Origin of the sequence: Nocardiopsis potens DSM 45234 (assembly GCF_000341105.1) — a bacterium.
GTDB lineage: Bacteria > Actinomycetota > Actinomycetes > Streptosporangiales > Streptosporangiaceae > Nocardiopsis_A > Nocardiopsis_A potens.
The window spans coordinates 197,135-223,556 of the sequence record NZ_ANBB01000035.1 but is presented as its reverse complement, the minus strand read 5'-3'; the positions used below and the strand labels follow the sequence as shown (position 1 = coordinate 223,556).

24 protein-coding genes are annotated in these 26,422 nt (G+C 74.5%); 13 read left to right on the top strand and 11 right to left on the bottom strand.

The window, feature by feature from the left end; translation table 11 throughout:
* Nucleotides 1-32 precede the first annotated feature (32 nt).
* The gene (locus D459_RS0113840; protein WP_017593609.1) at nt 33-1,736 is read right to left on the bottom strand and encodes an acyl-CoA mutase large subunit family protein; all 1,704 of its coding nucleotides are present in this window, start codon (nt 1,734-1,736) and stop codon (nt 33-35) included.
* Between the two features lie 55 nt (nt 1,737-1,791).
* Nucleotides 1,792-2,316: a MarR family winged helix-turn-helix transcriptional regulator gene (locus D459_RS0113835; protein WP_017593608.1), complete on the bottom strand. Its 525-nt coding sequence runs from the start codon at nt 2,314-2,316 to the stop codon at nt 1,792-1,794.
* Nucleotides 2,317-2,446: 130 nt separating this feature from the next.
* On the opposite strand from D459_RS0113835, the gene D459_RS0113830 reads away from it, so the two are divergent.
* The 3 genes from D459_RS0113830 (at nt 2,447) to D459_RS0113820 (ending at nt 6,872) form a co-directional block, all read left to right on the top strand.
* Complete coding sequence (locus D459_RS0113830) at nt 2,447-4,435, top strand: glycosyl hydrolase family 18 protein (RefSeq protein WP_017593607.1); 1,989 nt, start codon at nt 2,447-2,449, stop codon at nt 4,433-4,435.
* Nucleotides 4,436-4,578: 143 nt separating this feature from the next.
* Nucleotides 4,579-6,255 (top strand): glycosyl hydrolase family 18 protein, encoded by a 1,677-nt coding sequence (locus tag D459_RS0113825; RefSeq protein ID WP_017593606.1) that lies wholly within the window; start codon nt 4,579-4,581, stop codon nt 6,253-6,255.
* A 146-nt stretch (nt 6,256-6,401) separates the two neighbouring features.
* On the top strand, nt 6,402-6,872 hold the full coding sequence (locus tag D459_RS0113820) for a GNAT family N-acetyltransferase (protein WP_026120370.1): 471 nt from the start codon (nt 6,402-6,404) through the stop codon (nt 6,870-6,872).
* Here the strand turns inward: D459_RS0113820 and meaB are convergent.
* Genes meaB through D459_RS0113805 form a run of 3 tightly spaced genes read right to left on the bottom strand, consistent with a single transcriptional unit; the run spans nt 6,776 to nt 9,572 of the window.
* On the bottom strand, nt 6,776-7,804 hold the full coding sequence (gene meaB / locus D459_RS31575) for a methylmalonyl Co-A mutase-associated GTPase MeaB (RefSeq protein ID WP_017593604.1): 1,029 nt from the start codon (nt 7,802-7,804) through the stop codon (nt 6,776-6,778). The genes D459_RS0113820 and meaB overlap by 97 nt on opposite strands.
* A 10-nt stretch (nt 7,805-7,814) precedes the next feature.
* Nucleotides 7,815-8,351, bottom strand: a complete 537-nt coding sequence (locus D459_RS0113810; protein ID WP_017593603.1) for a DinB family protein — start codon at nt 8,349-8,351, stop codon at nt 7,815-7,817.
* Between the two features lie 33 nt (nt 8,352-8,384).
* Entirely contained in the window at nt 8,385-9,572 is a 1,188-nt protein-coding gene (locus tag D459_RS0113805; RefSeq protein WP_017593602.1) for an acetyl-CoA C-acetyltransferase, read from the bottom strand.
* 85 nt (nt 9,573-9,657) lie between these two features.
* Between D459_RS0113805 and mce the strand changes: the two genes are divergently transcribed.
* Both mce and D459_RS0113795 read left to right on the top strand, forming a co-directional pair.
* A complete protein-coding gene (gene mce / locus D459_RS0113800; protein ID WP_017593601.1) occupies nt 9,658-10,095 on the top strand; it encodes a methylmalonyl-CoA epimerase in 438 nt (145 codons plus the stop codon).
* A 261-nt stretch (nt 10,096-10,356) separates the two neighbouring features.
* Complete coding sequence (locus D459_RS0113795) at nt 10,357-11,631, top strand: DivIVA domain-containing protein (RefSeq protein WP_017593600.1); 1,275 nt, start codon at nt 10,357-10,359, stop codon at nt 11,629-11,631.
* 90 nt (nt 11,632-11,721) lie between these two features.
* Here the strand turns inward: D459_RS0113795 and D459_RS0113790 are convergent, their stop codons facing one another.
* From D459_RS0113790 to D459_RS0113775, 4 genes are all read right to left on the bottom strand, one after another.
* Nucleotides 11,722-12,456: an alpha/beta hydrolase gene (locus tag D459_RS0113790; RefSeq protein ID WP_017593599.1), complete on the bottom strand. Its 735-nt coding sequence runs from the start codon at nt 12,454-12,456 to the stop codon at nt 11,722-11,724.
* A 26-nt stretch (nt 12,457-12,482) separates the two neighbouring features.
* Nucleotides 12,483-12,785, bottom strand: coding sequence for a hypothetical protein (locus tag D459_RS0113785; RefSeq protein ID WP_017593598.1), 303 nt, complete (start codon nt 12,783-12,785; stop codon nt 12,483-12,485).
* Nucleotides 12,786-12,903: 118 nt separating this feature from the next.
* Nucleotides 12,904-14,358, bottom strand: coding sequence for a mycofactocin dehydrogenase MftG (gene mftG / locus D459_RS0113780; RefSeq protein WP_017593597.1), 1,455 nt, complete (start codon nt 14,356-14,358; stop codon nt 12,904-12,906).
* Between the two features lie 38 nt (nt 14,359-14,396).
* The gene (locus D459_RS0113775; RefSeq protein ID WP_017593596.1) at nt 14,397-15,590 is read right to left on the bottom strand and encodes a 3-hydroxyacyl-CoA dehydrogenase; all 1,194 of its coding nucleotides are present in this window, start codon (nt 15,588-15,590) and stop codon (nt 14,397-14,399) included.
* Nucleotides 15,591-15,656: 66 nt separating this feature from the next.
* On the opposite strand from D459_RS0113775, the gene D459_RS0113770 reads away from it, so the two are divergent.
* Complete coding sequence (locus tag D459_RS0113770; protein ID WP_017593595.1) at nt 15,657-16,682, top strand: LLM class flavin-dependent oxidoreductase; 1,026 nt, start codon at nt 15,657-15,659, stop codon at nt 16,680-16,682.
* A 136-nt stretch (nt 16,683-16,818) separates the two neighbouring features.
* On the opposite strand, the gene D459_RS0113765 is transcribed toward D459_RS0113770, so the two are convergent.
* Nucleotides 16,819-17,205 (bottom strand): SCO5389 family protein, encoded by a 387-nt coding sequence (locus D459_RS0113765; RefSeq protein WP_017593594.1) that lies wholly within the window; start codon nt 17,203-17,205, stop codon nt 16,819-16,821.
* A gap of 183 nt (nt 17,206-17,388) precedes the next feature.
* On the opposite strand from D459_RS0113765, the gene nucS reads away from it, so the two are divergent.
* Nucleotides 17,389-18,066 carry an endonuclease NucS gene (nucS, locus tag D459_RS0113760; RefSeq protein WP_026120368.1) on the top strand — a complete coding sequence of 226 codons (678 nt, stop codon included), beginning with the start codon at nt 17,389-17,391 and terminating at the stop codon, nt 18,064-18,066.
* Nucleotide 18,067: 1 nt separating this feature from the next.
* Nucleotides 18,068-18,922 (top strand): ion transporter, encoded by an 855-nt coding sequence (locus tag D459_RS0113755; protein WP_017593592.1) that lies wholly within the window; start codon nt 18,068-18,070, stop codon nt 18,920-18,922.
* A 114-nt stretch (nt 18,923-19,036) separates the two neighbouring features.
* On the opposite strand, the gene gdhA is transcribed toward D459_RS0113755, so the two are convergent.
* The gene (gene gdhA / locus D459_RS0113750; RefSeq protein WP_017593591.1) at nt 19,037-20,389 is read right to left on the bottom strand and encodes an NADP-specific glutamate dehydrogenase; all 1,353 of its coding nucleotides are present in this window, start codon (nt 20,387-20,389) and stop codon (nt 19,037-19,039) included.
* A gap of 241 nt (nt 20,390-20,630) precedes the next feature.
* Here gdhA and D459_RS0113745 point away from each other — a divergent pair, with 241 nt between their 5' ends.
* The 5 genes from D459_RS0113745 to D459_RS0113725 all read left to right on the top strand — a co-directional run bounded on the left by D459_RS0113745 (nt 20,631) and on the right by D459_RS0113725 (nt 26,129).
* Nucleotides 20,631-21,518 (top strand): ABC transporter ATP-binding protein, encoded by an 888-nt coding sequence (locus D459_RS0113745; protein ID WP_017593590.1) that lies wholly within the window; start codon nt 20,631-20,633, stop codon nt 21,516-21,518.
* 103 nt (nt 21,519-21,621) lie between these two features.
* Nucleotides 21,622-22,461 (top strand): ABC transporter permease, encoded by an 840-nt coding sequence (locus D459_RS0113740; RefSeq protein WP_017593589.1) that lies wholly within the window; start codon nt 21,622-21,624, stop codon nt 22,459-22,461.
* The gene (locus D459_RS0113735; RefSeq protein ID WP_241485026.1) at nt 22,419-23,732 is read left to right on the top strand and encodes a sensor histidine kinase; all 1,314 of its coding nucleotides are present in this window, start codon (nt 22,419-22,421) and stop codon (nt 23,730-23,732) included. The genes D459_RS0113740 and D459_RS0113735 overlap by 43 nt, the downstream gene beginning before the upstream one ends.
* The gene (locus D459_RS0113730; protein WP_017593587.1) at nt 23,729-24,358 is read left to right on the top strand and encodes a response regulator transcription factor; all 630 of its coding nucleotides are present in this window, start codon (nt 23,729-23,731) and stop codon (nt 24,356-24,358) included. Before D459_RS0113735 ends, D459_RS0113730 begins: the two co-directional genes overlap by 4 nt.
* Nucleotides 24,359-24,587: 229 nt before the next feature.
* A complete protein-coding gene (locus D459_RS0113725) occupies nt 24,588-26,129 on the top strand; it encodes a M20/M25/M40 family metallo-hydrolase (protein ID WP_017593586.1) in 1,542 nt (513 codons plus the stop codon).
* The last annotated feature ends 293 nt before the right edge of the window (nt 26,130-26,422 follow it).

Sequence of the window (26,422 nt, the reverse complement as noted above, 5' to 3'; positions counted from 1 at the left end):
CTCCATCCTGCCGCATGCAGGGCGCGGGCCGGTCAGAACCGCGGGTCCTCCACGTAGGTGCCGAACTCCTCGCCCATGGCGGAGCAGATCTCGCCGAGGGTGGCCTCGGCCCGGGCGGCGTCCAGCAGCACCGGGACCAGGTTGGGGCGGGCCGGGTCGCGGACCGCCTCCAGCAGCCGGGCCAGCGCGGCGTCCACCGCGCCCTGGTCGCGGGCGGCGCGGCGGCGCTTGAGCGCGGCGGTCTGCTCCCGCTCGATCTCGTGCCCGATGCGGAGGATGTCCAGGTCGCCGGAGACGGTGTTGGTGGCGGTGTTCACACCGACGATCCGCTTGCCACCCCGCTCCAGCGCCTGCTGGTAGCGGAAGGCGGACTCGGCGATCCGCGCGCTGAACCAGCCGCTGCGGATCCCGGCGAGGACGCCGGAGGCCATCGGGCCGATCTCGTGCCCGGCGTCCTCGCCGCCGCCCATCCGCAGGATCCGCTCGAAGATCCGCTCGGCCTCGGCCTCCATCCGGTCGGTGAGCGCCTCGACGTAGTAGGAGCCGCCGAGCGGGTCGGCGACGGAGGCGACCCCGGTCTCCTCCATCAGCACCTGCTGGGTGCGCAGGGCGATCTCGGCGGCCTGCTCGGTGGGGAGGGCGTGCGTCTCGTCCAGGGCGTTGGTGTGCAGCGAGTTGGTGCCGCCGAGCACCGCGGAGAGCGCCTCGACCGCGGTGCGGACCACGTTGTTGTAGGGCTGCTGGGCGGTGAGCGAGACGCCGGCGGTCTGGGTGTGGAAGCGCAGCCACTGCGCCTTGGCGGTGGCGGCGCCGTACCGGTCGCGCATCCAGCGGGCCCAGATCCGGCGGGCGGCGCGGAACTTGGCGATCTCCTCGAAGAAGTCGATGTGGGCGTCGAAGAAGAAGGACAGGCCGGGGGCGAAGGCGTCGACGTCCAGGCCGCGGGAGAGGCCGAGCTCGACGTAGCCGAACCCGTCGGCCAGGGTGAAGGCGAGTTCCTCGGCGGCGGTGGCCCCGGCCTCGCGGATGTGGTAGCCGGAGACCGAGAGGGGTTTGAACGCCGGGACGTTCTCCGCGCAGTACTCCATCAGGTCGCCGATGAGGCGCAGGTGCGGCTCGGGCGGGTAGAGCCACTCCTTCTGCGCGATGTACTCCTTGAAGATGTCGGTCTGCAGGGTGCCGTTGAGCGCGGCGGTGTCCGCGCCCTGCCGCTCGGCGGCGGCCAGGTACATGCAGAACACCGGGACGGCGGGGCCGCTGATCGTCATCGAGGTGGTGACCTCGCCCAGCGGGATGCCGTCGAAGAGCACGTCCATGTCGGCGGCGGAGTCGACGGCGACGCCGCAGTGGCCCACCTCGCCCAGGGCGAAGGGCGCGTCGGAGTCGTGCCCCATCAGGGTGGGCATGTCGAAGGCGACCGAGAGGCCGCCGCCCCCGGAGGCCAGGATCATCTTGTACCGCTCGTTGGTCTGGCGGGCGCTGCCGAACCCGGCGAACTGGCGGATGGTCCAGGTGCGGCCGCGGTAGCCGGTGGGGTGCAGCCCGCGGGTGTAGGGGTACTCCCCCGGCCAGCCGATCCGCTCGAACCCGGGGACCTCTGCGCCCGGGGGCGGCCCGTAGACCGGGTCGACGTCCTGGCCGGAGAGGGTGGTGAAGTCGGCGTCGCGGGTGCGCGCCGCGTCGTAGCGCCGCTGCCAGCGGGCGCGGCCCGCCTCGATCTCATCGCCGGTGGCCATGGATCCGACAGTAGGCGGCCGCGCCGGTTTCCGACAGGGGGCGCCCCGGGCGGGCTCAGTCCCCGCCGGGGCCGGGGTCGGGGAAGTCGCCGAACCCCACCCGGAGCTTGATGAAGGAGCGGTGCATCCGCTCCAGCTCCTCGGCGGTGTAGCCGTCCATGGCGAAGTCCATGGCGAGCAGGTCGCGGGTGGCGTGCTCGACCACCTCCCGGCCGGCCTCGGTGATCTCGGCGAGGGTGCCGCGGCCGTCGCTGGGGTTGGGCATCCGCCGGACCAGCCCCTGGCGCTCCAGCCGGTCGATGGTGTTGGTGACGCTGGTGGGGTGGACCATCAGCCGCTCGCCGATCTTGCCCAGCGGCAGCGCCCCGGAGGCGCTGAAGGTGAGCAGGACCAGCGCCTCGTACCGGGCGAAGGTGAGCTCGTAGGGCTTGAGCGCGCCGTCCAGCCGGCCGATGAGGATCTGCTGCGCCCGCATGATCGAGGTGACCGCGGCCATGGCGGGCGAGGCGCCCCAGCGCCGCTCCCAGTTCTCGTGCGCCCGCTCGATCGGGTCGAACGGCAGGTTCAGCGGATTTCCCACGTCGCCACTTTAGCGATCCGAGGAGCGGCGGTGGTCCGACCTGATTTTTCCGGGGAACGGGTCTTGCCCTTCCGCGAAATTAATAGTTAAGTTTCCTAAAAGATGCTCACCCAACGTGAGGACATCCCCCATGTCCGTGACGCGAAGACGCCCCCGCCTCCGCCTCCGTGACCGGATCGCCGCGCTCGCCGCGGCCCTGATCGCCGCCCCGCTCGTGCTCACCGCCTCCCCCGCGGCCGCCGCCCCCGGCGACGTCACCGTCGTCTACACCGAGGGGTCGGGCTGGGAGACCGGCTACAGCGGCCAGTTCACCATCGACAACGCCGGCTCCGCCGAACTGTCCGACTGGACCATCGAGGTGACCCTGCCCAAGGGCGCCGAGATCGCCAGCCTCTGGAACGCCACCATGAAGCGCTCCGGGGACACCTACACCCTGACCCCGCCGTCCTGGGGCGCCCCCGTCCCGGCCGGCGGCACCTACCAGATCGGCTTCAACGGCACCCGCGCCTCCGCCGGCACCAAGACCGAACCGGTCTCCTGCACCGTCAACGGCGCCCCCTGCGCCGGCGGCCAGGCCGACACCGAGGCCCCCACCGCCCCCACCGGGCTGGCCTCGACCGGCACCACCTCCAGCACCGTCGCGCTCTCCTGGAAGGCCTCCACCGACGACACCGGGGTGGCCGGCTACGAGGTGGTCAGCGGCGGGCAGCCGGTGCGCACCGTGATCGGCACCGGGACCGAGACCACCGTCTCCGGGCTGAAGGCCGACACCGAGTACACCTTCACCGTCCGCGCCTTCGACGCCGCGGGCAACCGCTCGGCGGAGTCCGGCTCCGTCACCGCCCGCACCGCCAAGTCCGAGGACCCCGGTCCCGGGCAGCCCGGCGGGCACCGGGTCGGCTACTTCACCCAGTGGGGCATCTACGACCGCGGCTACCTGGTGAAGAACATGGACACCAGCGGCACCGCGGCGCGGCTCACCCACATCAACTACGCCTTCGCCAACATCAACTCCAACGGCCAGTGCTTCCAGGCCAACCAGGCCGGCCAGGGCGACGCCTGGGCCGACTACGGCCGCTCGTTCCGCGCCGACGAGAGCGTGGACGGCGTCGGCGACACCTGGGACCAGGGGCTGCGCGGCAACTTCAACCAGCTGCTCGAACTCAAGGAGAAGCACCCGCAGCTGAAGGTGCACCTGTCCATCGGCGGCTGGACCTGGTCCAAGCACATCTCGGACGCGGCCGCCACCCCGGAGTCGCGCGCCCGGATGGCCTCCTCCTGCATCGACATGTTCCTCCGCGGCAACCTGCCGCCGTTCGACGGCGCGGGCGGCCCCGGCTCCGCCTACGGCGTCTTCGACGGCATCGACCTGGACTGGGAGTGGCCGGCCTCCGAGGGGCACCCGGACAACGTCTACCGCCCCGAGGACAAGCAGAACTTCACCGCGCTGGTGAAGGAGTTCCGCACCCAGCTGGACGCACTGGAGCAGGAGACCGGCCGGACCTACGGGCTGACCTCGTTCATGCCCGCCGACCCGGCCAAGGTGGAGGCCGGCTTCGAGGTCGCGAAGATCATGCCGGACTTCGACTTCGTCACCGTGCAGGGCTACGACTACCACGGGGCCTGGGAGAACACCACCGGGCACCAGTCCAACCTGGTGGTCTCGGCCGCCGACCCCAACCCGCCGGAGCGGCTGTTCAGCGGCGAGGTCGCGATCGACGCCTGGACCTCGCGCGGGGCGAAGCCCGGCGACCTGGTGCTGGGCGTGCCGTTCTACGGCCGCGGCTGGACCGGGGTGCAGCCCGGCCCCGGCGGCGACGGGATGTTCCAGAGCGCGACCGGGGCCGCCCCCGGCCGCTACGAGGCCGGCATCCAGGACTGGAAGCTGCTCAAGGCCCTGCCCGCCCAGGGCTACACGCTCCACCGCGACGAGGCGACCGGGGCGGCCTGGCTCTACGACGGGACCACCCTGTGGACCTACGACGACGCGACCGAGATGCAGCGCAAGGCGCGCTGGATCAACTCGCAGAACCTCGGCGGCGCGATGGTGTGGTCGCTGGACGGCGATGACGCCGACGGCACCCTGATGCGCGCGCTGGACGGCACGCTCGGCTCCTGATCCCCCCGGGGAGCCGAGCGGCGAGGGCGGCGGTTGTGCACCGCGGAATCCCGGTGCACGGCCGTTGCCCTCCACCCTTTCTATTAGTTAAGTTTCCTGAAAATTTCGGGCAGGCCAACCTACCCCCTGGAGAGATGCCCCCCATGTCGATCCCCCGAACAGCGGCCCGGGCCGCGGCGGTGGCGGCCGCGCTGCTCCTGCCTGCGGCCCTCCTCGCCCCGCCGGCCGCGGCCGAGGACGCCCCGGACGGCGGCCCGGTCACCGCCGCGCACACCGAGACCTCCCGCTGGCCCACCGGCTACCAGGCGGAGATCACCGTCACCAACCCGACCGGCGCCCCGCTCGACGACTGGTCCGTCTCCTTCGAACTGCCCGAGGGCGCGAAGGTGCACCAGATGTGGGACGCCTCCCTGGAGCGGGACGGCTCCGGCTACACCGCCGCCCCGCCGGAGTGGGGCGCGGAGATCCCCGCCGGGGGCAGCTACACCTTCGGCTACAACGGGGCGTTCTCCGGCGGCGACACCGACCCGGTCTCCTGCACGGTCAACGGCGAGCCCTGCGACGGCGGCGACGGGGGCGGCGAGCGCCCCTACCGCCAGGTCGGCTACTTCACCCAGTGGGGCGCCGACGACAAGGACTACCTGGTCAAGTCGTTGGACACCACCGGCCAGGCCGAGCGGCTCACCCACATCAACTACGCCTTCGCCAACCTGGACGAGGACGGCCGCTGCTTCGCCAGCGATACCGAGGGCGAGGGCGAGGCGCTCTCCGACTACGGCAGGGCCTACACCGCCGAGGAGAGCGTCAGCGGCACCGCCGACGACGCGGACCAGCCGCTCCGCGGCAGCTTCAACCAGCTCCGCCAGCTCAAGGAGAAGTACCCCGACCTCAAGGTCTCCATCGCCATCGGCGGCTGGGCCTGGTCGGACCACTTCTCCAACGCCGCGCTGCCGGAGAACCGCGAGGCCGCCGTCGCCTCCTGCATCGACATGTTCATCGAGGGGAACCTGCCCGAGCTGAACGGCGCCGGCGGCGAGGGCGCCGCCGAGGGCGTCTTCGACGGCATCGACCTGGACTGGGAGTGGCCCGGCAGCGAGGGCGAGCCCGGCAACGTGGTCCGCCCCGAGGACAAGGAGAACTTCACCGCGCTGGCCGCGGAGTTCCGCACCCAGCTCGACGAGCTCGGCGAGGAGACCGGCGAGGACTACCTCCTCACCTCGTTCATGCCCGCCTCCATCGCCGCGCTGGACACCGGCTACGAGGTGCCCGAGCTGATGGAGTCGTTCGACTTCATCAACGTGCAGGGCTACGACTTCACCGGCTCCTGGTCGAGCAGCACCGGGCACCAGTCCAACGTCCGGGTGCCCGAGGGCGACCCGTCCTCCACTCCGCGCAGCTACGAGACGATCGTCCAGGCCTACCTGGACCGCGGGGCCGAGCCCGAGGACATCGTGATGGGCGTGCCGTTCTACGGCCGCGGCTGGCAGGGCGTCGAGCCCGGCCCGGACGGCGACGGCCTGTGGCAGGAGTCCGCCGGCGCCGCCCCCGGCCCGCGCGACCCCGGCTACAACGACTACAACGTGCTCGCCGGATTCGCCGAGGACGGCGGGTTCGAGCTGTACCGCGACGACCACGCCGGCACCGCCTGGCTCTACGACGGCGACCAGTGGTGGACCTTCGACGACGCCACCGCCATCGCGCAGAAGACCGCCTGGGCCCGCGAGACCGGGCTGAGCGGCGCCATGGTCTGGTCGCTGGACGGCGACGACGCCGACGGCACCCTGTTCCGCGCGCTGCACGGCGAGCTCAACGGGTCCTGACCGGAGAACCACCCTGAAAAGGGGCGCCGCCGACGGGAGACGGCGGCGCCCCGCCTCCGCCGGGGCGGGCCCCCGGCGCTGCGGCCCCGGTGTTGCTCGCCGCCGGGGCCGCAGGGGCGTCCGGCACCGCGGATATGCTGGCCCCCATGCCCGCGACCAGCACGATCCCCGTCCGCATCGCCTCCTTCGCCGAGCTCGGCACCGCCGAGCTGTACGCGCTGCTCCGGCTCCGCACCGACGTGTTCGTGGTCGAGCAGGAGTGCGCCTACCCCGAGCTGGACGGCCGGGACACCGAACCCGGCACGCTGCACGCCTGGGCGGCCGACCCCGGCGACCCCGGCACCCCGCTGGCCTGCCTGCGGGTGCTGGCCGAACCGGACGGCTCGGCCCGGATCGGCAGGGTGGCCACCGCCTCTTCGGCGCGCGGGCGGGGCCTGGCCCGGCTGCTGCTGGCCGCCGCGCTGGAGCGGCTCGCCGGCCGCGAGGTCCGGCTGGACGCCCAGGCCTACGCCACCGGCCTCTACCGCTCGTTCGGCTTCGAGCCGTGCGGCCCGGAGTTCACCGAGGACGGCATCGCCCACGTGCCCATGCGCAGGAGGGCGTCGGCCGCGGAGTAGGGGTCGCCGCCGGCCGCGACCTCGGCGGCCGCCCGGTCCAGCCCGGCGTGGCCGTGCACGTCGACCACGTGCTCGCGGAGCGCGGCCAGCACGATCGCCTCGACCTCGCCGCGGGCCCGGGCCCGGCGGCGCCGCTCCAGCTCGCCGGAGCCGCGCAGGTGCTCGGCGTGCCGGTCGATCCGCTCCAGCAGCTCGGCGGTCCCCTCGCCGGCCGAGGCCACGGTGCGCACGATCGGCGGCCGCCACTCCCCCGGCCCGCGCCCCGCCTGGGCGACCATCTGGCGCAGGTCGCGCACGACCGCCTGGGCGCCCTCCCGGTCCGCCTTGTTCACCGCGAACACGTCGGCGATCTCCAGCACGCCGGCCTTGGCCGCCTGGATCCCGTCGCCCATGCCCGGGGCGCACAGCACCACGGTGGTGTCGGCGTGCGCGGCGATCTCCACCTCCGCCTGGCCGACGCCGACCGTCTCCACCAGCACGGTGTCGAAGCCCGCGGCGTCCAGCACCCGCAGCGCGTGCGGGGCGGCCCAGGAGAGCCCGCCCAGGTGGCCCCGGCTGGCCATGGAGCGGATGAACACCCCCGGGTCGGTGGCGTGCTCCTGCATCCGCACCCGGTCGCCCAGCAGCGCGCCGCCGGTGAACGGGGACGAGGGGTCGACCGCGAGCACCGCGACGCTCTCCCCGCGCCCGCGCACCGCGGCGACGAGCGCCGCGGTGGTGGTCGACTTGCCGACCCCGGGCGGGCCGGTGAGGCCGACGATCCGGGCCCGGCCGGCGGCCGGGGCGAGCCCGGCGGTGATCGCGCGCAGCACCCGCGCGCCCTCGTCCCCCCGGGCGCCCTCCTCCACCAGGGAGACGGCGCGCGCGACCGCGCGCCGCTCGCCCCGCAGCACCCGCTCGACGATCCCGGCCGGATCCTGTGCGCCCCTCACCCGCGGCCCCTCAACCGAACGTCCCGGCCCGGCCGTCGATCTGCTCCCGGAGGATGTCGGCGTGGCCGGCGTGCCGGGCCGTCTCCTCCACCATGTGCAGCAGGATCCAGCGCAGCGTCACCCGGCCCAGCTCGGGGTGGGGCACCGCGTCGTCCAGCGCGAAGCGGTCCGCCGCCCGCCGGGACTCGGCGCAGACCTCCCGGTACTCGGCGGTGAGCGAGGCGACGGTGTCGTGCCCGCCCAGCCGGAAGGTGGAGTCCGGGTCGGACGGGTCCAGGCCGAGGTCCTCGGGCGGGCGGCCGCAGAGGATGTGCTGGAACCAGTTGAGCTCGACCCGGGCCGCGTGCCGCAGCAGCCCGGCCGGCGTGGTCGCGGAGGGCACCAGGGCGCGCCGGGCGTCGGCCTCGGACAGCCCTTCCACCTTCCGCGCCAGCACCTGGCGCTGCAGGTCCAGGAAGGCCTCCAGGGTCTCCCGCTCGCCGCCCGAGGGCGCCAGCGCGATCAGCCGCCGGGCCGGCTCGGGGAGCCGCTCCTCGTCCACCGCCATGCCCGGACCCTAACCCGGGCCCGGGCCGCTCGGCTAGGAAGCGGGGACCTCCAGCAGCAGGGCGTCGCCCTGCCCGCCGCCGCCGCACAGCGCGGCCGCACCGAGGCCGCCGCCGCGCCGGCGGAGCTCGTGCACCAGGTGCACGGCGAGCCGGGCGCCGGAGGCGCCGATCGGGTGGCCGAGCGCGATCGCGCCGCCGTCGGCGTTGACGATCTCCTCGGAGACGCCGAGGTCGCGCACGGACTGCACGGCGACCGCGGCGAACGCCTCGTTGATCTCGATCAGGTCCAGGTCGGAGACGTCCCGGCCGGCCTTGCCCAGGGCGTGCCTGATGGCGTTGGAGGGCTGGGAGTGCAGCGAGTTGTCCGGGCCGGCGACGTTGCCGTGCGCGCCGATCTCGGCGAGCACCTCGCAGCCGAGCTCCTCGGCCTTGGCCCTGCTCATCACCACCACGGCGGCGGCGCCGTCGGAGATCTGCGAGGAGGAGCCGGCCGTGATGGTGCCGCCGTCGGCGAAGGCCGGGCGGAGCCGGGCCAGGCCCTCCTCGGTGGTGTCCGGGCGCACGCCCTCGTCCGCGGCGAACACCTTCGGGTCGCCCTTGCGCTGCGGGATCTCCACCGGGACGATCTCGGCGTCGAACCGGCCGTCCTTGGCGGCGCGGGCGGCGCGCTGGTGCGAGCGGGCCGCGAAGGCGTCCTGCTCGGCCCGGCCGATGCCGAGCCGGGCGTTGTGCCGCTCGGTGGAGGCGCCCATCGACTCCTGGTCGAAGGCGTCGGTGAGGCCGTCGTGCTCGGTGGCGTCGAGCACCTCCACCGCGCCGTACTTGTAGCCCTTGCGCGCCTTGGGCAGCAGGTGCGGGGCGTTGGTCATGGACTCCATGCCGCCGGCGACCACGACGTCGAACTCGCCGGCCGCGATGAGCTGGTCGGCCAGGGCGATGGCGTCCAGGCCGGACAGGCAGACCTTGTTGACGGTCAGCGAGGGGACGCTCATCGGGATGCCGGCCTTGACCGCGGCCTGGCGGGACGGGATCTGCCCCTGGCCGGCCTGGAGCACCTGCCCCATCACCACGTAGTCCACCTGGTCGCCGGTGATCCCGGCGCGCTCCAGGGCGGCCTTGATCGCGACGGCGCCCAGGTCCGCCGCTCCGTGCCCGGCCAGTGAGCCGAGCAGCCTGCCGATCGGGGTACGCACCCCGCTGACGATGACGGATCCGGGCATATCGGGCCTCCCAGTGTCATTTATCGCACCCGGTCTGCAACGATACAGATGCCCGAACGTCCGTCTCACGGGAGGATCCGGCACCGTGTTCACCCGAATCGACCACATCGGAATCGCCTGCCGCGACCTGGACGCCGCGGTGGAGTTCTACCGCGGCGCCTACGGGTTCGAGGTGGCCCACGAGGAGGTCAACGAGGAGCAGGGGGTGCGCGAGGCCATGCTGCGGGTCAGCGGCACCGACGACGGCGGCGCCTCCTACCTGCAGCTGCTGGAGCCGATCCGGGACGACTCGCCGGTGGCGAAGTTCCTGGAGCGCAACGGCGAGGGGGTGCACCACGTCGCGTTCGGCACGCCGGACGTCGCGGGCGCGTCGGCGGCCGTCGCCGGACGGGGCGTCCGGGTGCTGGACGCCGAGCCGCGGGCCGGCTCGATGGGGTCCAGGATCGCCTTCCTGCACCCGAAGGACTGCGGCGGCGTGCTGACCGAGCTGGTCCAGGCGGCCGGGGAGGAGCGGCACGGGTGAAGCCGTGATGCAACCGTCACCCGGCGAGTCGGGCGAAGACACATCCATGCGGGCGTTCGAGTTGATAAAGTCTGCTAGCCGCCAGGAGTACGGCGTTTCCCCCGATGTCCACCGCCGCGGTCGGCCGGGACTCCGCGACCAATGGAGCCAACTCCACTACGCCTAGAGCCGCCGCAGAGTACTCTCCAGCAGGAGGCCCGACCGCGCCGGCCGCAGCCGATCCGTCCAAGCCGTCTCGCCACCCGTTCAGGATTCCGCCACATGTCGTCCGATATTGAAGCCCAGCTCTCCAACTTCTTCGAGGAAGACACCCAGACCACCGAGTTCGACGTGGTCCTGCGCGGTTACGACCGGCAGCAGGTCGACCAGTTCATCAGCCAGAAGCAGAGCGACCTCCAGCAGGCCCGCGACGTGGCCGAGCGCTCCCGGCAGGAGCTCTCCAAGGTCAAGCAGCAGCTGCAGGAGCAGGAGCGCCCCACCTACTCCGGTCTGGGCGCCCGCATCGAGCAGCTGCTCCGCCTCGCCGAGGAGCAGGCCACCGAACTCGTCCAGGGCGCCCGCGCCGAGGCGAACGACATCAAGGCCGCCGCCAAGATCGAGGCCGCCGACATGCGCGCGGCCGCCGAGAACGAGGCGACCGAGATGCGCACCACCGCCCAGCGCGAGGCGGACGAGATGCGCACCTCGGCGGAGAACGAGGCGGAGGAGATCCGCACCACCGCGCGGCGCGAGGCGGACGAGCTCACCGCCACGACCGAGCGCGAGGTCCAGAAGAAGATCTCCACGGTCGAGCACGAGATGGCGGAGCGCCAGGCCACGCACGAGGCCGAGATCTCCAAGATCCGGATGACCACCGAGCGCGAGTGCACGCAGGCCCGCGCCGCGATGAAGCGCGAGCGCGACGAGACCCTGCAGGCCGCCAAGCGCCAGGCCGAGGAACTCCGCGCCCAGGCGCAGCGGGCCCTGGAGGAGAGCGAGGCCCGCCGCGCCCAGGAGGAGGCCGAGTTCGAGATCCAGCTGGCGAGCCGGCGCGAGGAGGCCGAGCGGCAGGACGCCGAGCGGCTGGCCGCCGCGCAGGCCGCCACCCAGAAGCTGGTCTCCGAGGCCGAGGAGCGCGCCGCCAGCGCCGAGCAGCGGGCCACCAAGGCCAGCGCCCAGGCCGAGCAGACCCGGCGCGACGCCGAGCAGCACGCCAAGCAGGTCGTGGCCAACGCCAAGAAGCAGGCCGAGCAGACCGGCTCGGAGGCGAAGGCCAAGGCCGACCACCTGGTCGGCGACGCCAAGTCCGAGGCGGACCGGATCCTGACCGCCGCCCGCCAGCAGGTCGACGAGCTGACCAAGCAGCGCGACAGCATCCAGTCGCACCTGCAGCAGCTCCGCCAGCTGCTCGGCGGCGGCGACTCGATGCCCGCCGCCCCGCCGGCCGCGGCCGCTCCGCCCGCCGCGGAGAAGCCCGCCATCGAGTCGACCGGCGCCGCGAAGCAGAAGCCGAAGCAGGGCGGCTCCGGCGAGGACGAGGACTGGTGGCAGGAGTAGTCCGCCGCCGCTGACTCACGGCGGCACCGCCGCGGTTCACGGCAGCACCGCAGGCCCGGCCCGGGGAGACCCGGCCGGGCCTGCGCCGTCTCAGGCCCCGGTGTCGCGGGTGTACTCGCCGTCCCACTCGGTGGGCAGCGGGTGGGAGCGCGGGGCGACCCGCTGCACGACGGCGTCGAGCACGGTGCGCACGTAGGGCTCGCCGACCCACAGGTGCTTGGCGCCGTCGACGCCGACCACCTCGGCCTGCGGGACCCGGGCGAACCGCTTGCGGGCCTCCTCCGGGCGGAGGTAGTCGTCGAACTCGGGCACCAGCGCGGTCAGCGGGCGGCCGAACTCCGCCCAGCCGTCCAGGTCGGCGTCGGTGGCCCGGTGCAGCGGCGGGGAGAGCAGGATCGCGCCGGCCACCTCGGGGTCGCGGCCCCACTTGAGCGCCAGCTCGGTCCCGAACGACCAGCCCAGCAGCCAGAGCCGGGGCAGCCCCTCGAACTCGGCGAACTCGATCGCGGCGGCGACGTCGTAGCGCTCGTCCTCGCCGTCGCCGAAGGAGCCCTGGCTGGTGCCGTGCCGCGAGGTGGTGCCCCGGGTGTTGAACCGGAGCACGGCCACGTCGGCCAGGGCGGGCAGCCGGAACGAGGCCTTGCGCAGCACGTGGCTGTCCATCATGCCCTCGGCGGTGGGCAGCGGGTGCAGGCAGACCAGGGTCGCGACCGGGTCTCCGGAGGGCGGCAGGGCCAGCTCGCCGACGAGCTCCAGGCCGTCGGCGGTGTGCAGGGTGATGGGCCGGCGCTGGGCCGGGAGCACCGTGGTGGCGCGGATCTCCATGGTTCCTCGTCGTTCGCAGGCGGAGTTCAGAACAGGTTCGCCCGGCGGCGCCAGCAGGAGGAGTGCCAGTGCCGGCGGTCCTCGCCGTCGCCGTAGGGGCGCCAGGCGACCAGGTGCGGCATGCCCGGCCGGATCTCCTGGGAGCAGCCGGGGCACCGGTAGGTCTTGGTCGCGGCCGCGCCGCTGATGCTGCGGGTCACCCACTCCCCGTCGGGGCCGGTCTCCCGGCGCTGCCCTCCGGTGACGCGCAGCATGAGCGCGTCGGGGTCGGTGTCGTTCTGCTGGCTGCGGCCCCCCTTGCGGCGGGGGGCGTTTCGGCGCGGGCTCACCTGTCCAGGGTATTGACCGTGCCGAGCGGACGTGCGGGCGAGGGGGCCGGACCGCCCCGGGACCTGCGCACGCCCCGCGCTCCGGCCTCCGCGCCCGCCCCGGGGCCGGCCGGGCGGTTCACGGGTCCCGCGGGGCGCACCGCCCGAGCAGTTCGCCGATGAGGACCGCGGTGGCGTTCAGCCCGCGGGAGGGGACCCGGGGCAGCAGGGAGGCGTCGGCGACCCGCAGGCCGGGGACGCCCGCCACCCTCCCCCACTGGTCGGCCGCGCCCCCCATGGCGCAGCCGCCGCTCAGGTGCACCGCGGTGGAGGCGCGCTCGGCGATCCAGCGGTCCAGGGCCGCGGCGCCGGACGGCGGCGGCTCGGCCGGCTCCAGGCCCGCGGCGGCCATCAGCTCGACGCAGTGCAGCACGCCGGCCCGGAGCAGGGCGCGGTCGTGCGCGTCGGCGAGGTGCCGGTGCTCGGCCCGCGGCGGGTCGGCCGGGTCGGCGGAGACCGGGACCAGCGCGCCCCGGCTGCGCGGGCGGAGCAGGGTGACGCCCCACCCGGTCTGGTCCGGCGGCCCGGCCCCGGGGCCGATCAGCTCGGCGAACGGCGCGGTGTAGGGCATGATCTCCAGGCCGGGCAGGTGCAGCGCGGCCTGCACCACCTCGGTGCCGGGCGGCCGCGGCGGCGCCCCGCGGGCGCCCAGCACCACCATCGCGTGGTCCTGCGTCCCCGCGCCGACCGCCGGGGCCTCCGCCCGCACCGGGACGCCGAGCGCGCGCAGCACCGCGGGCGGGCCGATGCCGGAGAGCATGAGCAGCTGAGGGGTGCGCAGCGCGCCGGCGCAGAGCACCACGGTGCGCGCCCGGATCACCTCCGGCGCCCCGCCCCCGGGCCGGGCCAGCACGCCCGCGGCCCGGCCGGCCCGGTCCAGCTCCACCCGGAGCACCGGGGTCCGGCCGCGCACCTCCAGGCCGGGCCGGCCGGCCGCGGGCGCCAGGTGGGTCAGGGCGGTGGAGTGGCGCACCCCGCCGACGACGTTGAGCGGCACCCGGCCGACGCCGGGCGGGCCGCCCGCGTTCTTGTCCGGCTCCTCCGGGTGCCCGGCGGAGCGGCAGGCGTCGATGAACGCCTCGGTGGCGGGGAGCAGCGGGTCGGCACGGCGGACCGGGACCGGGCCGCCGCGGCCGTGCCCGGGTCCGGTGAAGTCGCGGTCGTCCTCCAGGGCGGCCAGCACCGGCAGCACCGACCGGTAGGACCAGGCGTCCCGGCCGCCGGCGGCGAACGCCGCGAAGTCCTCCGGGCGGGCGCGGAGGAACACCCCGCCGTTGAGCGCGCCGGAGCCGCCGCCGACCCGGCCGCGGACCACGGTCCGCTCGGCGCCGCCCGCCGACCGGGCCGGGTGGGCGTCGGCGTAGCGGCCGCCCGGGCGGGCGGCCGCCATCCGGGTGCCGTCCCGCAGCACCTCCGGGACCGCGCCGCCGCCGAAGACCGGCCCGGCCTCCAGCAGCAGGACGCGGCGCCCGGGGGCCTCGGCGGCCCGCACCGCGTAGGCCGCCCCCGACGATCCGGCGCCGACGACGGCCACGTCGTACTCCTGCGGTCCCGCGTGTGCCGCGGCTCCGCTCAGCGCAGCGTCTCCGCGCCGTCCCGCACCAGCTTGGCCACCAGTGGGGAGGGCGCGTAGGGGGCGAGGCCGGCGTCGGCGATGCCGCGCAGCGCACCGGCGACCGCGCCGGCGCCGCGCTCGTCGAGCATCTCGATCGGGCCCTTGGGGTAGCCGCAGCCGAACCGCATCGCGGTGTCCACGTCGTCCGCGGTGGCGTAGCCCTCGCCGACCATCCGCAGCGCGTCGTCGATGTGCGGGGCGAGCAGCAGGTCGGCCAGGCCGAAGCCGTACTCGCCGGAGCGGACCGCCAGGGCGACGGGGCCGTCCGGGAGCTCCTCGGCGGCCTGGGCGGCGCCGTCGTAGGCGTAGAAGCCGCGGCCGGTCTTGCGGCCCAGCCGCCCGGCGGCGACCATCCGGCGGAGCAGCGGCGCCGCGGCGTAGCGCGGCGTGCGGAACTCCTCCCAGAGCACGTCCATGACGGCCAGGCAGACGTCCAGGCCGACCAGGTCGGCCAGGGTCAGCGGGCCCATCGGCAGCCCGGCCGCCTCGGCCGGCGCGGCGTCGATCTCCTCCCGGGAGGCGACCTTGTGCTCGTAGGCGGCGACGGCGTCGTTGAGGTAGGGCACCAGCAGGGCGTTGGCCACGAATCCCGCGCGGTCCCCGACCGCGACCGGGGTCTTGCCGACCCGCTTGGCGACCTCGGCGGCGACCGCGACGGTCTCCGCGGAGGTGCTCACCGTGCCGACCACCTCGGCCAGCTTCATCACCGGGGCCGGGTTGAAGAAGTGCAGCCCCACCACCAGGGACGGCCGCCCGGTGAGCGCGGCGATCTCGGTGACCGACAGCGAGGAGGTGTTGGTGGCCAGGATCGTGCCGGGCGGGCAGATCCGGTCCAGGTCGCCGAAGACGTCCCGCTTGATGTCGATCCGCTCGGGCACCGCCTCGACCACGAAGTCGGCGTCGCCGAGCCGCTCCCGGTCGGTGGTGAACGTGATCCTGCCGAGGATGGCGTCGTGCTCCTCGGGGGTGATCCGCCCCTTGTCCCTGGCACGCCCGAGGGACTTGCCGATGTGGGCGCGGCCGCGTTCCAGCGCCGCTCCGTCGATCTCGACTCCGGTCACGTCGAACCCGGCCCTGGCGAACACCTCGACGATGCCCGCGCCCATCGTGCCGAGTCCGACCACGCCGAACTTCTTGAATTCCTGCACCATGGCGCCAACCCTAATCCGTTGCCGATTCCGCCCCCGCGCCGCCTCCGTCACCGGCAACATGTCTGCATGCGCATCGGAGCCTTCCTCCCCGCCGCGGGGTTCCCCGGGCAGGACCACACGCAGACCCTGGAGGCGGCGGTCGCCGCCGCCCGAGCCGCCGAGGAGGCCGGGTTCGACTCGGTCTGGTTCGCCGAGCACCATTTCATGAGCTACGGGGTGTGCCCGTCGGCGATCACCCTGGCCGCGTTCGTGCTGGGCCGGACCGAGCGGATCGCGGTGGGCACCGCGGTGAGCGTGCTGAGCACCGCGCACCCGGTGGCGCTGGCCGAGCAGGCGGCGCTGCTGGACCAGGTGTCGGCGGGCCGGTTCCGGCTCGGGGTGGGGCGCGGGCTGCCCCTGGTCGACCTGGAGGTGTTCGGCACCCTGGACCGCTACGAGCGGGGGCACGCGGACGCGCTGGACCTGCTGCTGGCCGCGGTGCGCGGCGGCCGGGTGCGCGCCGACGGGCCGGTGTTCGGGTTCCGCGAGGTGGAGATGGTGCCCGGCCCGCGCACCCTGCCCCGCCCGGACGTGCTGCTGGCCGCGACCTCGGATGCGTCGCTGGGCCTGGCGGCCGAGCGCGGCCTGCCGGTGCTGCTCGGCATGCACCAGCGCCCGGAGGAGCAGGCCGCGGCGCTGGAGCGGTACGCGGAGCTGCGCGGGCAGGCCGGCGGCGGCCCGGTCTCCGGGCACGTGGCGGCCTCGGTGGCGCAGGTGGCCGACACCCGGGAGGAGGCCCGAAAGACGCTGCTGGAGTCGCTGCCGCGCTGGCTGGCCCCGGGGCTGGCGGGCTACCGGCGGCTCGGCGGGCGGGAGGGGCCGCGGCGCGACCCGAACGCCTACGCGGCGTTCCTGTGCGACGCGCACGCGGTCGGCTCCCCGGAGGACTGCGTGCGCCGGCTGCGCGAGCAGGGCGCGGCGACCGGCGCGGAGGAGCTGATCCTGCTGGTGGAGGGGGCCGGTGCCGCGGAGGCGGTGCGGCGCAACATCGCCCGGCTGGGCGCCGAGGTCCTGCCCGCCGTCCGCGCCGCCCGCCCCGGGGGCGCGGGGTGACCGCCCTGCGGGCCGCAGGGCCTCGAATGAGGGTGGTGGCGGGAGACGGGCGGGCGGGACAGCGGCCCGCAGGGCCTCGAATGAGGGTGGTGGCGGGAGACGGGCGGGCGGGGCGGCCGGCGCCCCGCCCGTCCGGTCAGCAGTCGACCAGTTCCGGGGACTGGTTGAGCAGCTGGGCGCGGGGCGAGGTGAACCGCTCGTAGGCGGCCTCGGCGTCCGGCCGGAACAGCGCGACGCGGTGGCAGTTCTGGAAGGCCAGCCGCATGCCGAAGTGGCGCTCGACCGCGCCGCGCATCGCGTCGCTGGCGACCAGGCGGAGCAGCTGGCCGCGCTCCTTCTCTCCGGGGGGCGCGGTCTCGTTGGCCTCGAAGTCGGCGCCGCTGCCGCCGGCCCGGTCGGCCAGTCCGCTGACCACTTCCCAGGCGTAGGGGAGCGATTCGCGGATGCAGGCGATGAAGTCCTCGTCCGAGACCGGGCCCTGCTCGGCCTTGTCCAGCAGCTCCGGTGAAACCGTCAGCGACATTGCGTCCTCATCTCTTCGTCGGCGGACCGCGCTAGCGACGTTAGATCCCGCGCGCGGTCACGTCATGGGACCCCGGGGTCACAGATTGCTGCCCCCGGCGCCATACGAAAATAGTTTTCATTGTCGTTTCGCGCCACCGGAACCGGGAAATCCGGGCCTGCGGCGCCGCTAGGATCGGGCACCGTGAGACTCGTGATCGCCCGGTGCAGCGTCGACTACGTCGGCCGGCTCACCGCCCACCTGCCCATGGCCCCCAGGCTGCTGCTGTTCAAGGCGGACGGCTCGGTCTCCGTGCACGCCGACGACCGCGCGTTCAAGCCGCTGAACTGGATGAACCCGCCGTGCACGGTGCGCGAGTCCACCGATGAGGACGGCACCGACATCTGGACCGTCACGCACGGCAAGTCCGGCGAGAAGCTGGTGCTGCGGATCGAGGAGATCACCCACGACAGCTCGCACGAGCTGGGCGTCGACCCCGGCCTGCAGAAGGACGGCGTCGAGGCGCACCTGCAGGAGCTGCTCGCCGAGCACATCACCACCCTGGGCGAGGGCTACACGCTGATCCGCCGCGAGTACCCGACCGCGATCGGCCCGGTGGACATCCTGTGCCGGGACGGCGAGGGCGGCACCGTCGCGGTGGAGCTCAAGCGCCGCGGCGACATCGACGGCGTGGAGCAGCTCACCCGCTACCTCGAACTGCTCAACCGGGACCCGGCGCTCAAGCCGGTGCGCGGCGTCTTCGCCGCCCAGGAGATCAAACCCCAGGCGCGGGTGCTGGCGACCGACCGCGGCATCGGCTGCGTCACGCTCGACTACGACGCGCTGCGCGGCATCGAACCGGACACCCCGAGACTCTTCTGAGGTGCGCGCGCGGATCCGCTCCCTGGTCGACGCCGCCTGGTTCAAGCGGCTGATCATAGTCCTGATCCTGGTCAACGGGGTCACCCTCGGCCTGGAGACCTGGCCGGAGGTGCTCGCCGAGCACGGCCCCGCCCTGCGCGCCCTGGACCGGGCGCTGCTGTGGACCTTCGTGGCCGAGATCGCGCTGCGGCTCTACGCCTACCGGCGCGGCTTCTTCCGCGACCCGTGGAACCTGTTCGACCTCGTGGTGATCGGCATCGCGCTGCTCCCCGCCACCGGCCCCTTCGCGGTGCTGCGGGTGTTCCGGGTACTGCGGGTGCTCCGCCTGCTGTCGGCCGTCCCGTCGCTGCGGATGGTGGTGACCGGCCTGTTCCGCGCCCTGCCGGGGATGGCCTCGATCTCGCTGCTGCTGGCGCTGCTGCTCTACGTCGCGGGAGTGGTGGCGACCAAGCTCTTCCAGCACGACAGCCCGCAGCACTTCGGCGACCTGTGGACCTCGCTGTTCACCCTGTTCCAGATCATGACCGGGGACAGCTGGAGCACGATCGCCCGGGACGTGATGGAGCACCAGCCCTACGCCTGGACGTTCTTCATCGTCTACATCCTGATCTCGACCTTCATCGCCCTCAACCTGTTCATCGCGGTCGCGGTCGAGGCGCTGGAGCACGGTTCCGACCGCACCCGCGAGCAGGGGGCCGAGGACCGGGGGGACCAGGAGGGCCGGAAGGATCCGGGAGGCGGCGCCCCGTCCGCCGTGGTGCCGGCGCCCGCCCGGCCGGTGGACGACGAGGTCCTCGCCGAGCTGCGCGCGCTCCGCGGCGAGGTCGCCGAGCTCCGCAGGGCCCTGCCGCGCTGACCCCTCCGGCGGTCTCGACGCCGCGGCCCCGTCAGAGCGCTCTGACGGGGCCGCGGCGTCGAGATCATCGGAGAGGGGCGGCGGCACCCGCCGGCCGCCCCTCCCGCCGGCGTCCTAGATGACGCCCTGGGCCAGCATCGCCTCGGCGACCTGCTCGAAGCCGGCGATGTTGGCGCCGGCCACGTAGTTGCCGGGCCGGTCGTACAGCTCGGCGGTGGCGTGGCAGGAGTCGTGGATGTGCCGCATCACCGCGGTCAGCCGCTCCTCGGTGTAGCCGAACGACCAGGAGTCCCGGGAGGCGTTCTGCTGCATCTCCAGGGCGCTGGTGGCGACCCCGCCCGCGTTGGCCGCCTTGCCCGGGCCGAACGCGACCCCGGCCTCCTGGAAGACCCGCACGCCCTCCGGGGTGGTCGGCATGTTGGCGCCCTCGGCGACCGCCTGCACCCCGTTGCCGACCAGGGTGCGGGCGTCGGCCGCGGTGAGCTCGTTCTGGGTGGCGCAGGGCAGCGCCACGTCGCACGGCACCTCCCAGACCCGGCCGCCGGGGATGTAGCGGGCGTCCGCGCCGCGCCGCTCGGCGTAGTCCGAGACCCGGCCCCGCTCCACCTCCTTGACCTGCTTGAGCAGGTCGAGGTCGATGCCCTTCTCGTCCACCACGTAGCCGCCCGAGTCGGAGGCGGTGACCACGGTCGCGCCGAGCTGCCGCGCCTTCTCGATCGCGTAGATCGCGACGTTGCCCGAGCCGGAGACCGCGACCCGCATGCCCTCCAGGCTCCGGTCGCGCATCCGCAGCATCTCCGCGGTGAACAGCACGCAGCCGTAGCCGGTGGCCTCGGTGCGCACCCGCGACCCGCCCCAGGACAGGCCCTTGCCGGTGAGCACGCCCGACTCGTAGCGGTTGGTGATCCGCTTGTACTGGCCGAACAGGTAGCCGATCTCCCGGCCGCCGACGCCGATGTCGCCCGCCGGGACGTCGGTGTACTCGCCGAGGTGCCGGTAGAGCTCGGTCATGAAGGACTGGCAGAACCGCATGATCTCGGCGTCCGAGCGGCCCTTGGGGTCGAAGTCGCTGCCGCCCTTGCCGCCCCCGATGGGCATGCCGGTGAGCGCGTTCTTGAAGATCTGCTCGAAGCCGAGGAACTTCACGATGCCCAGGTTGACCGAGGGGTGGAAGCGCAGGCCGCCCTTGTACGGGCCCAGCGCGCTGTTGAACTCGACCCGGAACCCGCGGTTGACGTGCACCTCGCCGGCGTCGTCGGTCCACGGCACCCGGAAGATGACCTGGCGCTCCGGCTCGGCGATCCGCTCGATCAGCTTGGCCTCGACGAACTCCGGGCGCTTGGCCAGCACCGGGCCGAGCGTCTCCAGGACCTCGCGCACCGCCTGGTGGAACTCCTCCTCACCCGGGTTGCGCCGGAGGATCTCCTGGTAGAGGGGTTCGACCTTGGCGTCGAGGATTGGCGACATGCGTGCCTCCGCATTTCTTCACTGAGTGGCTGTGGGGGGCGCCCAGTGAACCCGGCGACGCTGACGGACCGCACGCTTCCCCCAGTCGATGGTAGGAGCCCCTCCCCGCGCCCCCTCCCCCCGGGGTCCTCCGGGTGCCGCGCCCCGGCCTCCGTGTCCTCGCGTGTCCTCCGTCCGGAGGACGGCGGGTCGGGCCGGTGCGCCGACGCGGCGGGCCGCGCCCGGGGCGGAGACTCGGGCCATGAGCGCAGACGAGGTGATCGGGGCCGAGGGGCTCCGCAAGTCCTACCGGGGCGTCCCCGCGGTGGGCGGGATCGACCTGCACGTGGCCCGCGGCGAGGTGTTCGCCCTGCTCGGCCCGAACGGGGCGGGCAAGAGCACCACCGTGGAGATCCTGGAGGGGTTCCGGGACCGGGACGCCGGGTCGGTCCGGGTGCTCGGCGCCGACCCGGCGCGGGCCGGGCGCGGCTGGCGGGCCCGGATCGGCATCGTGTGGCAGGACCAGGTGGAGGCGTCGCCCCTGAGCGCCGTCGCGCTGCTCCGCCACTTCGCCGGGTACTTCCCCGACCCGATGGACCCCGAAGAGGTCCTGGAGCTGGTCGGGCTCTCCGGGGACGCGGACCGCAGCGCCCGGGCCATGTCCGGCGGGCAGCGCCGGCGGCTGGACGTGGCGCTGGGCGTCATCGGCCGCCCCGAACTGCTCTTCCTTGACGAGCCGACGACCGGTTTCGACCCGGCGGCCCGGCGGCGGTTCTGGGAGACGGTGCGCGGCCTGGCCGGGCGGGGCACCACCGTCCTGCTCACCACGCACTACCTGGACGAGGCCGAGGCGCTGGCGGACCGGGTCTCGGTCATCGCCGGCGGCCGGATCGCCGCCTCCGGGGACCCCGCCACCCTGGGCGGCCGCCGGACCTCGGAGGCCACCGTGAGCTGGACCGACGGCGCCGAGCGCCGGTCGGTGCGGACCGGCTCCCCGGCCCGGGCCGTCGCCGGACTCGCCGACCGGTTCGGCGGCGAGGTGCCCGGCCTCACCGTGCACCGCCCCACGCTGGAAGAGGTCTACCTCTCCCTGATCGGCGAGTCCGCCGGCGCCGGAGCGCCCGCCGCCCCCGCGGAGGCGCCGGCGTGACCGCCTCCCCGTCCCCCTCCCCCGAGCCGGGGGGCGCCCGCCGTCCGGCCCGCCCCGGCACCGGGGCCTCCCGTTCCGTCCCGTCCCTCCGTGAGGAGTCCGCATGAGCATGACCGCGACGCCGGTGCCGCGCGCCGCCGGCCGCCCCGGCCGGCCGCCCGGGGCGCTGCGCCTGGGCCTGTCCCGGGGGTGGCTGGAGATCCGCGAGTTCGGCAGGGAGTGGGAGCAGCTGCTCTTCACCTTCTCCCTGCCCGCACTGCTGCTGGTGCTGCTCAGCGCCGCCTTCGGCGGCGGGGCGGGCGGGCAGGCGGTGGCCGCCTACTACACCGCCTCGCTGACCGCGACCGGCCTGATGTCGGTCAGCTTCCAGAACCTCGGCGTGGCCATCGCCACCGAGCGGGGCGACGGGACGCTGCGCCGGCTGCGCGGGCTGCCCGTGCCGCGCGCCTCCTACTTCCTCGGCAAGGTGCTGCTGGTCCTGGTGCTGGCCGCCGGCCAGGTGGCGCTGCTGCTCGGCATCGGCTCGCTGGTCTACGGCGTCCAGCCGCCGCCCGCGGGGAAGTGGTTCGACCTGGCCTGGATCATGCTGCTCGGCACCGCCGCGTGCACCCTGCTGGGCATCGCGGCGAGCAGCGCCGCCCGGTCGGCCCGGTCGGCCCAGGGCGCGGTGGTCCTGCCGTTCCTGGTGCTGCAGTTCGCCTCCGGGGTCTTCATCCCGGTGCAGCAGCTGCCGGACTGGCTGCTCGGCGCCGGCTCGCTCTTCCCGCTCAAGTGGATGGCTCAGGGCATGCGCTCGGTCTTCCTGCCCGAGGAGGCGGCGGCCCTGGAGGCCGCGGGCTCCTGGCAGCTCGGCACCGTGGCGCTCGTGCTCGCCGCCTGGTGCGTGGTGGGATCGGTGCTGTGCATGACGACGTTCCGGTGGAAGACGGCGAAGGACGGCTGAGCGCCATGGCCGGGGAGGAGGAGCCGACGCGGACGGGGGCGCCGCGGACCGGGCACGCCTGGTCCTCGGTGCCCCGGTGGGACGCCTACGTGGTGGCGGTGCTGGGCCTGATGGCCGGGCTGGCGCTGCTGGCCGGCGAGGGGTGGCGGGCCTGGGCCGCGGCCGGGCTGCTGGCCGCGCTGGCCGCCGGCTACCTGGCCGGCGGGCGCCGGGCGCTGATGGCGGCGGAGGGGGCCGGCCCCCGCGCCGCGCGGCTCTGGACGGCCGCCTACACCGCGCTGTTCGTGCCGGCCGCGGTGCTGGTGCCGCCGGCCTCCTCGGCGCTGTTCGCGCTGGCCCCGCTGGCCTACATGACCGTCCCGCCCCGGTGGGCGGGCACCGCGGTCGGCACGATGCTCTTCGCCCCGGTGCTGATCGGCCAGGCCCTCGACCCCGCGCCGGCGCCCGAACCGGCCGCGCTGCTGCTGGTGAACACCGCGATCCTGCTGTTCTCCATGTGGTTCGGCGGCTGGATCAACCGGATCATCGGGCAGAGCGCCGAGCGGGCCGCGCTCATCGAGGAGCTGGAGGCCGGCCGGGAGCAGATCGCCGCGCTGTCCGCCCGCACCGGAGCCCAGGCCGAGCGGGAGCGGATGGCCCGGGAGATCCACGACACCCTGGCCCAGGGCTTCACCAGCGTCGTGGCGCTGGCCCAGGCGGTGGAGTCGGAGCTGGACGGCGACCCGGAGGCGGCCCGCCGGCACCTGGCGCTGCTGCTGGAGACCGGGCGGGAGAACCTGGCCGAGGCGCGGGCCCTGGTGGCGGGCGCGCCGGCGGCGGGCAGCGCGGCCGCCGGTGCGCTGGAGGAGGCGCTGCGCCGGGCCACCGATCGGCTGGCCGCCGAGACCGGGGCCGATGCGGTCTTCGAGGTGCGCGGCGCGGCGCCGGCCCTGCTCTCCGCCGGCGCCCAGGTGGACCTGCTCCGCGCGGTGCAGGAGTCGCTGGCCAACGTGCGGCGGCACGCCGGCGCCGGCGCGGTCCGGGTGGTGCTGGAGTACGGTGCGGATACGGTGGGCGTCGCCGTGCGGGACGACGGCCGCGGCTTCGCGCCGGAGCGGGCCCCCGCCCCGGGCGGGGGCTCCGGCCACGGCCTGCCGGGCCTGCGCCGCCGGGCCGAGGCCGCCGGCGGCCGGTGCACCGTGCAGGCCTCCCCCGGGGCGGGCGCCGCCGTGGTGTTCCGCCTCCCCCTCGACCGCACCGGTACCGACCGCCCGAACGGAGCCCCGGCATGATCCGCGTGGTACTCGCCGACGACCACCCCGTGGTGCGGGAGGGGATCCGCGGCATGCTCGCCGCGGAGGGCGGCATCGAGGTGGTCGGCGAGGCCGGCTCCGGGGACGAGGCGGTGGCGGTGGCCCGCGCGCAGGCCCCGGACGTCGTCCTGATGGACCTGCGGATGCCCGGCTGCGACGGGGTGCGGGCCACCGAGCGGGTGCTGGCGGAGGTGCCCGGCTGCCGGGTGCTCATCCTGACCACCTACGACACCGACGCCGACATCCTGCGCGCGGTGGAGGCGGGCGCCACCGGCTACCTGCTCAAGGACGCCCCGCGGGCGGACCTGGCCGCCGGGGTGCGCGCCGCGGCCCGGGGCGAGACGGCGCTCTCCCCCGCGGTCGCCACCCGGCTGGTGTCCGGGATGCGCGGCCGCGCGGACGCGCCCTCGCTCTCCGCCCGGGAGACCGAGGTGCTCCGGCTGGCCTCGGAGGGGCTGACCAACGCCGAGATCGGCGAGCGCCTGTTCATCGGCGCCACCACGGTCAAGACGCACCTGATGCGCGCCTTCGGCAAGCTCGGCGTCTCGGACCGGACCGCCGCGGTCACCCGCGCGGTGCGGCAGGGCCTGCTGCCGCCGCTCTGACTGGAAAGACTCTGACCGGAAAGTCGACACATGAACGGCTTTTTCGGGAGAAAATCTACATCACAGCACACTTTTCGCGCGGTTGGTAACCCCTTTGGCTAGATGTGGCAATTGCGGGTGCGTTTCCTTGCTCCGCCGCCACAGGGGTGACAGGCTGCCACCTACCTCGCACTGCTCGCGTCCGCCCCGCCCTGTGCGCGGTGGCCGGCGCCCTTCAGGAGGACGATTCGTGCGCAGAAACCCCGACACATCCCCCCGCCGGACCTCCCCCGTCCGGCGACGCCTGCTCGCCGGAGGAACCGGCCTCGCCGCGGCCCTGGCGCTGGGCATCGGCCCGGCCGCGCCCGCCTCGGCGGACTCCGCCGGGCTGGACGAGCTGGTCACCGTCGACGCGGTCCGCGGCCACCTGGAGAACTTCCAGACCATCGCGGACTACAACGGCGGCAACCGGGCCACCAACACGCCCGGCTACGACGTGGCCGCGAACTACGTCATCGACCAGCTGAAGCAGGCCGGGTACAAGCCGAAGAAGCAGAGCTACGACTTCGAGCTCTGGCGGGAGAGGACCGACCCGGTGTTCTCCCGGACCGCCCCGGACCCGCGGGACTACGTCGCCGAAGAGGACTTCCTCACCATGACGTACTCGCCCGGCGGCGAGGTGGAGGCCGGCGTGGTGCCGGTGGACACCGACGGCACCGACAGCGGGTGCACCGCCGACGACTTCGCCGGCTTCCCCGCGGGCGAGATCGCGCTGATCAAGCGCGGCAGCTGCGCGTTCGCCGAGAAGGTGCAGAACGCCGCGGACGCCGGCGCCGCCGCCGCGATCGTCTACAACAGCGGCGCCTCCGACGCCCCGGAGGACCAGGACGTGTTCGCCGGCACCCTGGAGACCGAGGGCGCCATCCCCGCGGTGGGCACCAGCCACCCGGTCGGCGCCGAGCTGGCCGCCGCCGAGGGGGCCGAGGCGCACCTGAAGATCGACGCCGCGGTCGAGGAGAAGACCTCCTACAACATCATCGCCGACGCCCAGGGCGGGGCCAAGGACAACGTGGTCGTGGTCGGCGCCCACCTGGACGGCGTCCCCGAGGGCGCGGGCATCAACGACAACGCCAGCGGCTCCGGCGCGCTGCTGGAGACCGCGATCCAGTTCGCCGAGCTGGACGCCAAGCCGAAGAACAAGGTCCGGTTCGCCTGGTGGGGCACCGAGGAAGAGGGCCTGATCGGCTCGACCGAGTACGTGGCCGGGCTGAACCAGAAGCAGCTGGACCGCATCGGGCTCTACCTCAACTTCGACATGATCGGCTCGCCCAACTTCGGCCGGTTCATCTACGACGGCCGCGGTGAGCTGCCCGGCTCCGGCAACCCGCCGGCCGGCTCGGCCGCGATCCAGAAGCTGTTCGAGGACTACTACGAGCGGCAGGGCCTGGTCACCGAGCCGACCGAGTTCAGCGGGCGCTCCGACTACGCCGCCTTCATGGAGGCCGGCATCCCGTCCGGCGGCCTGTTCAGCGGCGGCGACGGGGTCAAGACCGAGCAGCAGGCCGAGTGGTACGGCGGCACCGCCGGGGAGGACTACGACCCGAACTACCACACCGCCGCCGACGACATCGACAACATCAACTGGACCTCGGTGGAGCAGCTCTCCGCCGGCATGGCCTACGCGGTGGAGTCCTACTCGGTGTCCACCCTCCCGGTGAACGGGCGGGTGCGCACGCTGAGCGCGAACGAGTCGCTCTCCTTCGACCAGCGGGGCGAGGAGTGGGTGCGCTGAGGCGCCCCTGAACGGCACGGCCGCGACCGCGCGGCGGAGCCCCTGGGCGGTGACCGCCCAGGGGCTCCGGCGTGTCCGCGGCATGGACGCGGACGGTGGTTCGGGCCCCGCTCCGGGCCCGGGCGGGCGGTGAGGGCCCCCAGCCCCGCTCCGCCCGCCCGGGTCTCCCCGGCCGCCCGTCCCGGCACCTCCCCTCCGTGCCGGTAGGGCCGTCCGGGTGGCCCCCGGCTCGCACCCGGACGTCAGGGCCGCCATGCCGATAAGGTCGACTCGCCCCGCGCTTCGCGTTGCGT

Excerpts from the sequence above, each read along its gene's own strand:
- D459_RS0113840 (WP_017593609.1), bottom strand. The coding sequence starts at position 1,736 with ATGGCCACCGGCGATGAGATCGAGGCGGGCCGCGCCCGCTGGCAGCGG.
- D459_RS0113830 (WP_017593607.1), top strand. The coding sequence starts at position 2,447 with ATGTCCGTGACGCGAAGACGCCCCCGCCTCCGCCTCCGTGACCGGATC.
- D459_RS0113825 (WP_017593606.1), top strand. The coding sequence starts at position 4,579 with ATGTCGATCCCCCGAACAGCGGCCCGGGCCGCGGCGGTGGCGGCCGCG.
- D459_RS0113820 (WP_026120370.1), top strand. The coding sequence starts at position 6,402 with ATGCCCGCGACCAGCACGATCCCCGTCCGCATCGCCTCCTTCGCCGAG.
- D459_RS0113810 (WP_017593603.1), bottom strand. The coding sequence starts at position 8,351 with ATGGCGGTGGACGAGGAGCGGCTCCCCGAGCCGGCCCGGCGGCTGATC.
- D459_RS0113805 (WP_017593602.1), bottom strand. The coding sequence starts at position 9,572 with ATGCCCGGATCCGTCATCGTCAGCGGGGTGCGTACCCCGATCGGCAGG.
- D459_RS0113795 (WP_017593600.1), top strand. The coding sequence starts at position 10,357 with ATGTCGTCCGATATTGAAGCCCAGCTCTCCAACTTCTTCGAGGAAGAC.
- D459_RS0113790 (WP_017593599.1), bottom strand. The coding sequence starts at position 12,456 with ATGGAGATCCGCGCCACCACGGTGCTCCCGGCCCAGCGCCGGCCCATC.
- D459_RS0113775 (WP_017593596.1), bottom strand. The coding sequence starts at position 15,590 with ATGGTGCAGGAATTCAAGAAGTTCGGCGTGGTCGGACTCGGCACGATG.
- D459_RS0113770 (WP_017593595.1), top strand. The coding sequence starts at position 15,657 with ATGCGCATCGGAGCCTTCCTCCCCGCCGCGGGGTTCCCCGGGCAGGAC.
- D459_RS0113765 (WP_017593594.1), bottom strand. The coding sequence starts at position 17,205 with ATGTCGCTGACGGTTTCACCGGAGCTGCTGGACAAGGCCGAGCAGGGC.
- gdhA (WP_017593591.1), bottom strand. The coding sequence starts at position 20,389 with ATGTCGCCAATCCTCGACGCCAAGGTCGAACCCCTCTACCAGGAGATC.
- D459_RS0113745 (WP_017593590.1), top strand. The coding sequence starts at position 20,631 with ATGAGCGCAGACGAGGTGATCGGGGCCGAGGGGCTCCGCAAGTCCTAC.
- D459_RS0113740 (WP_017593589.1), top strand. The coding sequence starts at position 21,622 with ATGAGCATGACCGCGACGCCGGTGCCGCGCGCCGCCGGCCGCCCCGGC.
- D459_RS0113730 (WP_017593587.1), top strand. The coding sequence starts at position 23,729 with ATGATCCGCGTGGTACTCGCCGACGACCACCCCGTGGTGCGGGAGGGG.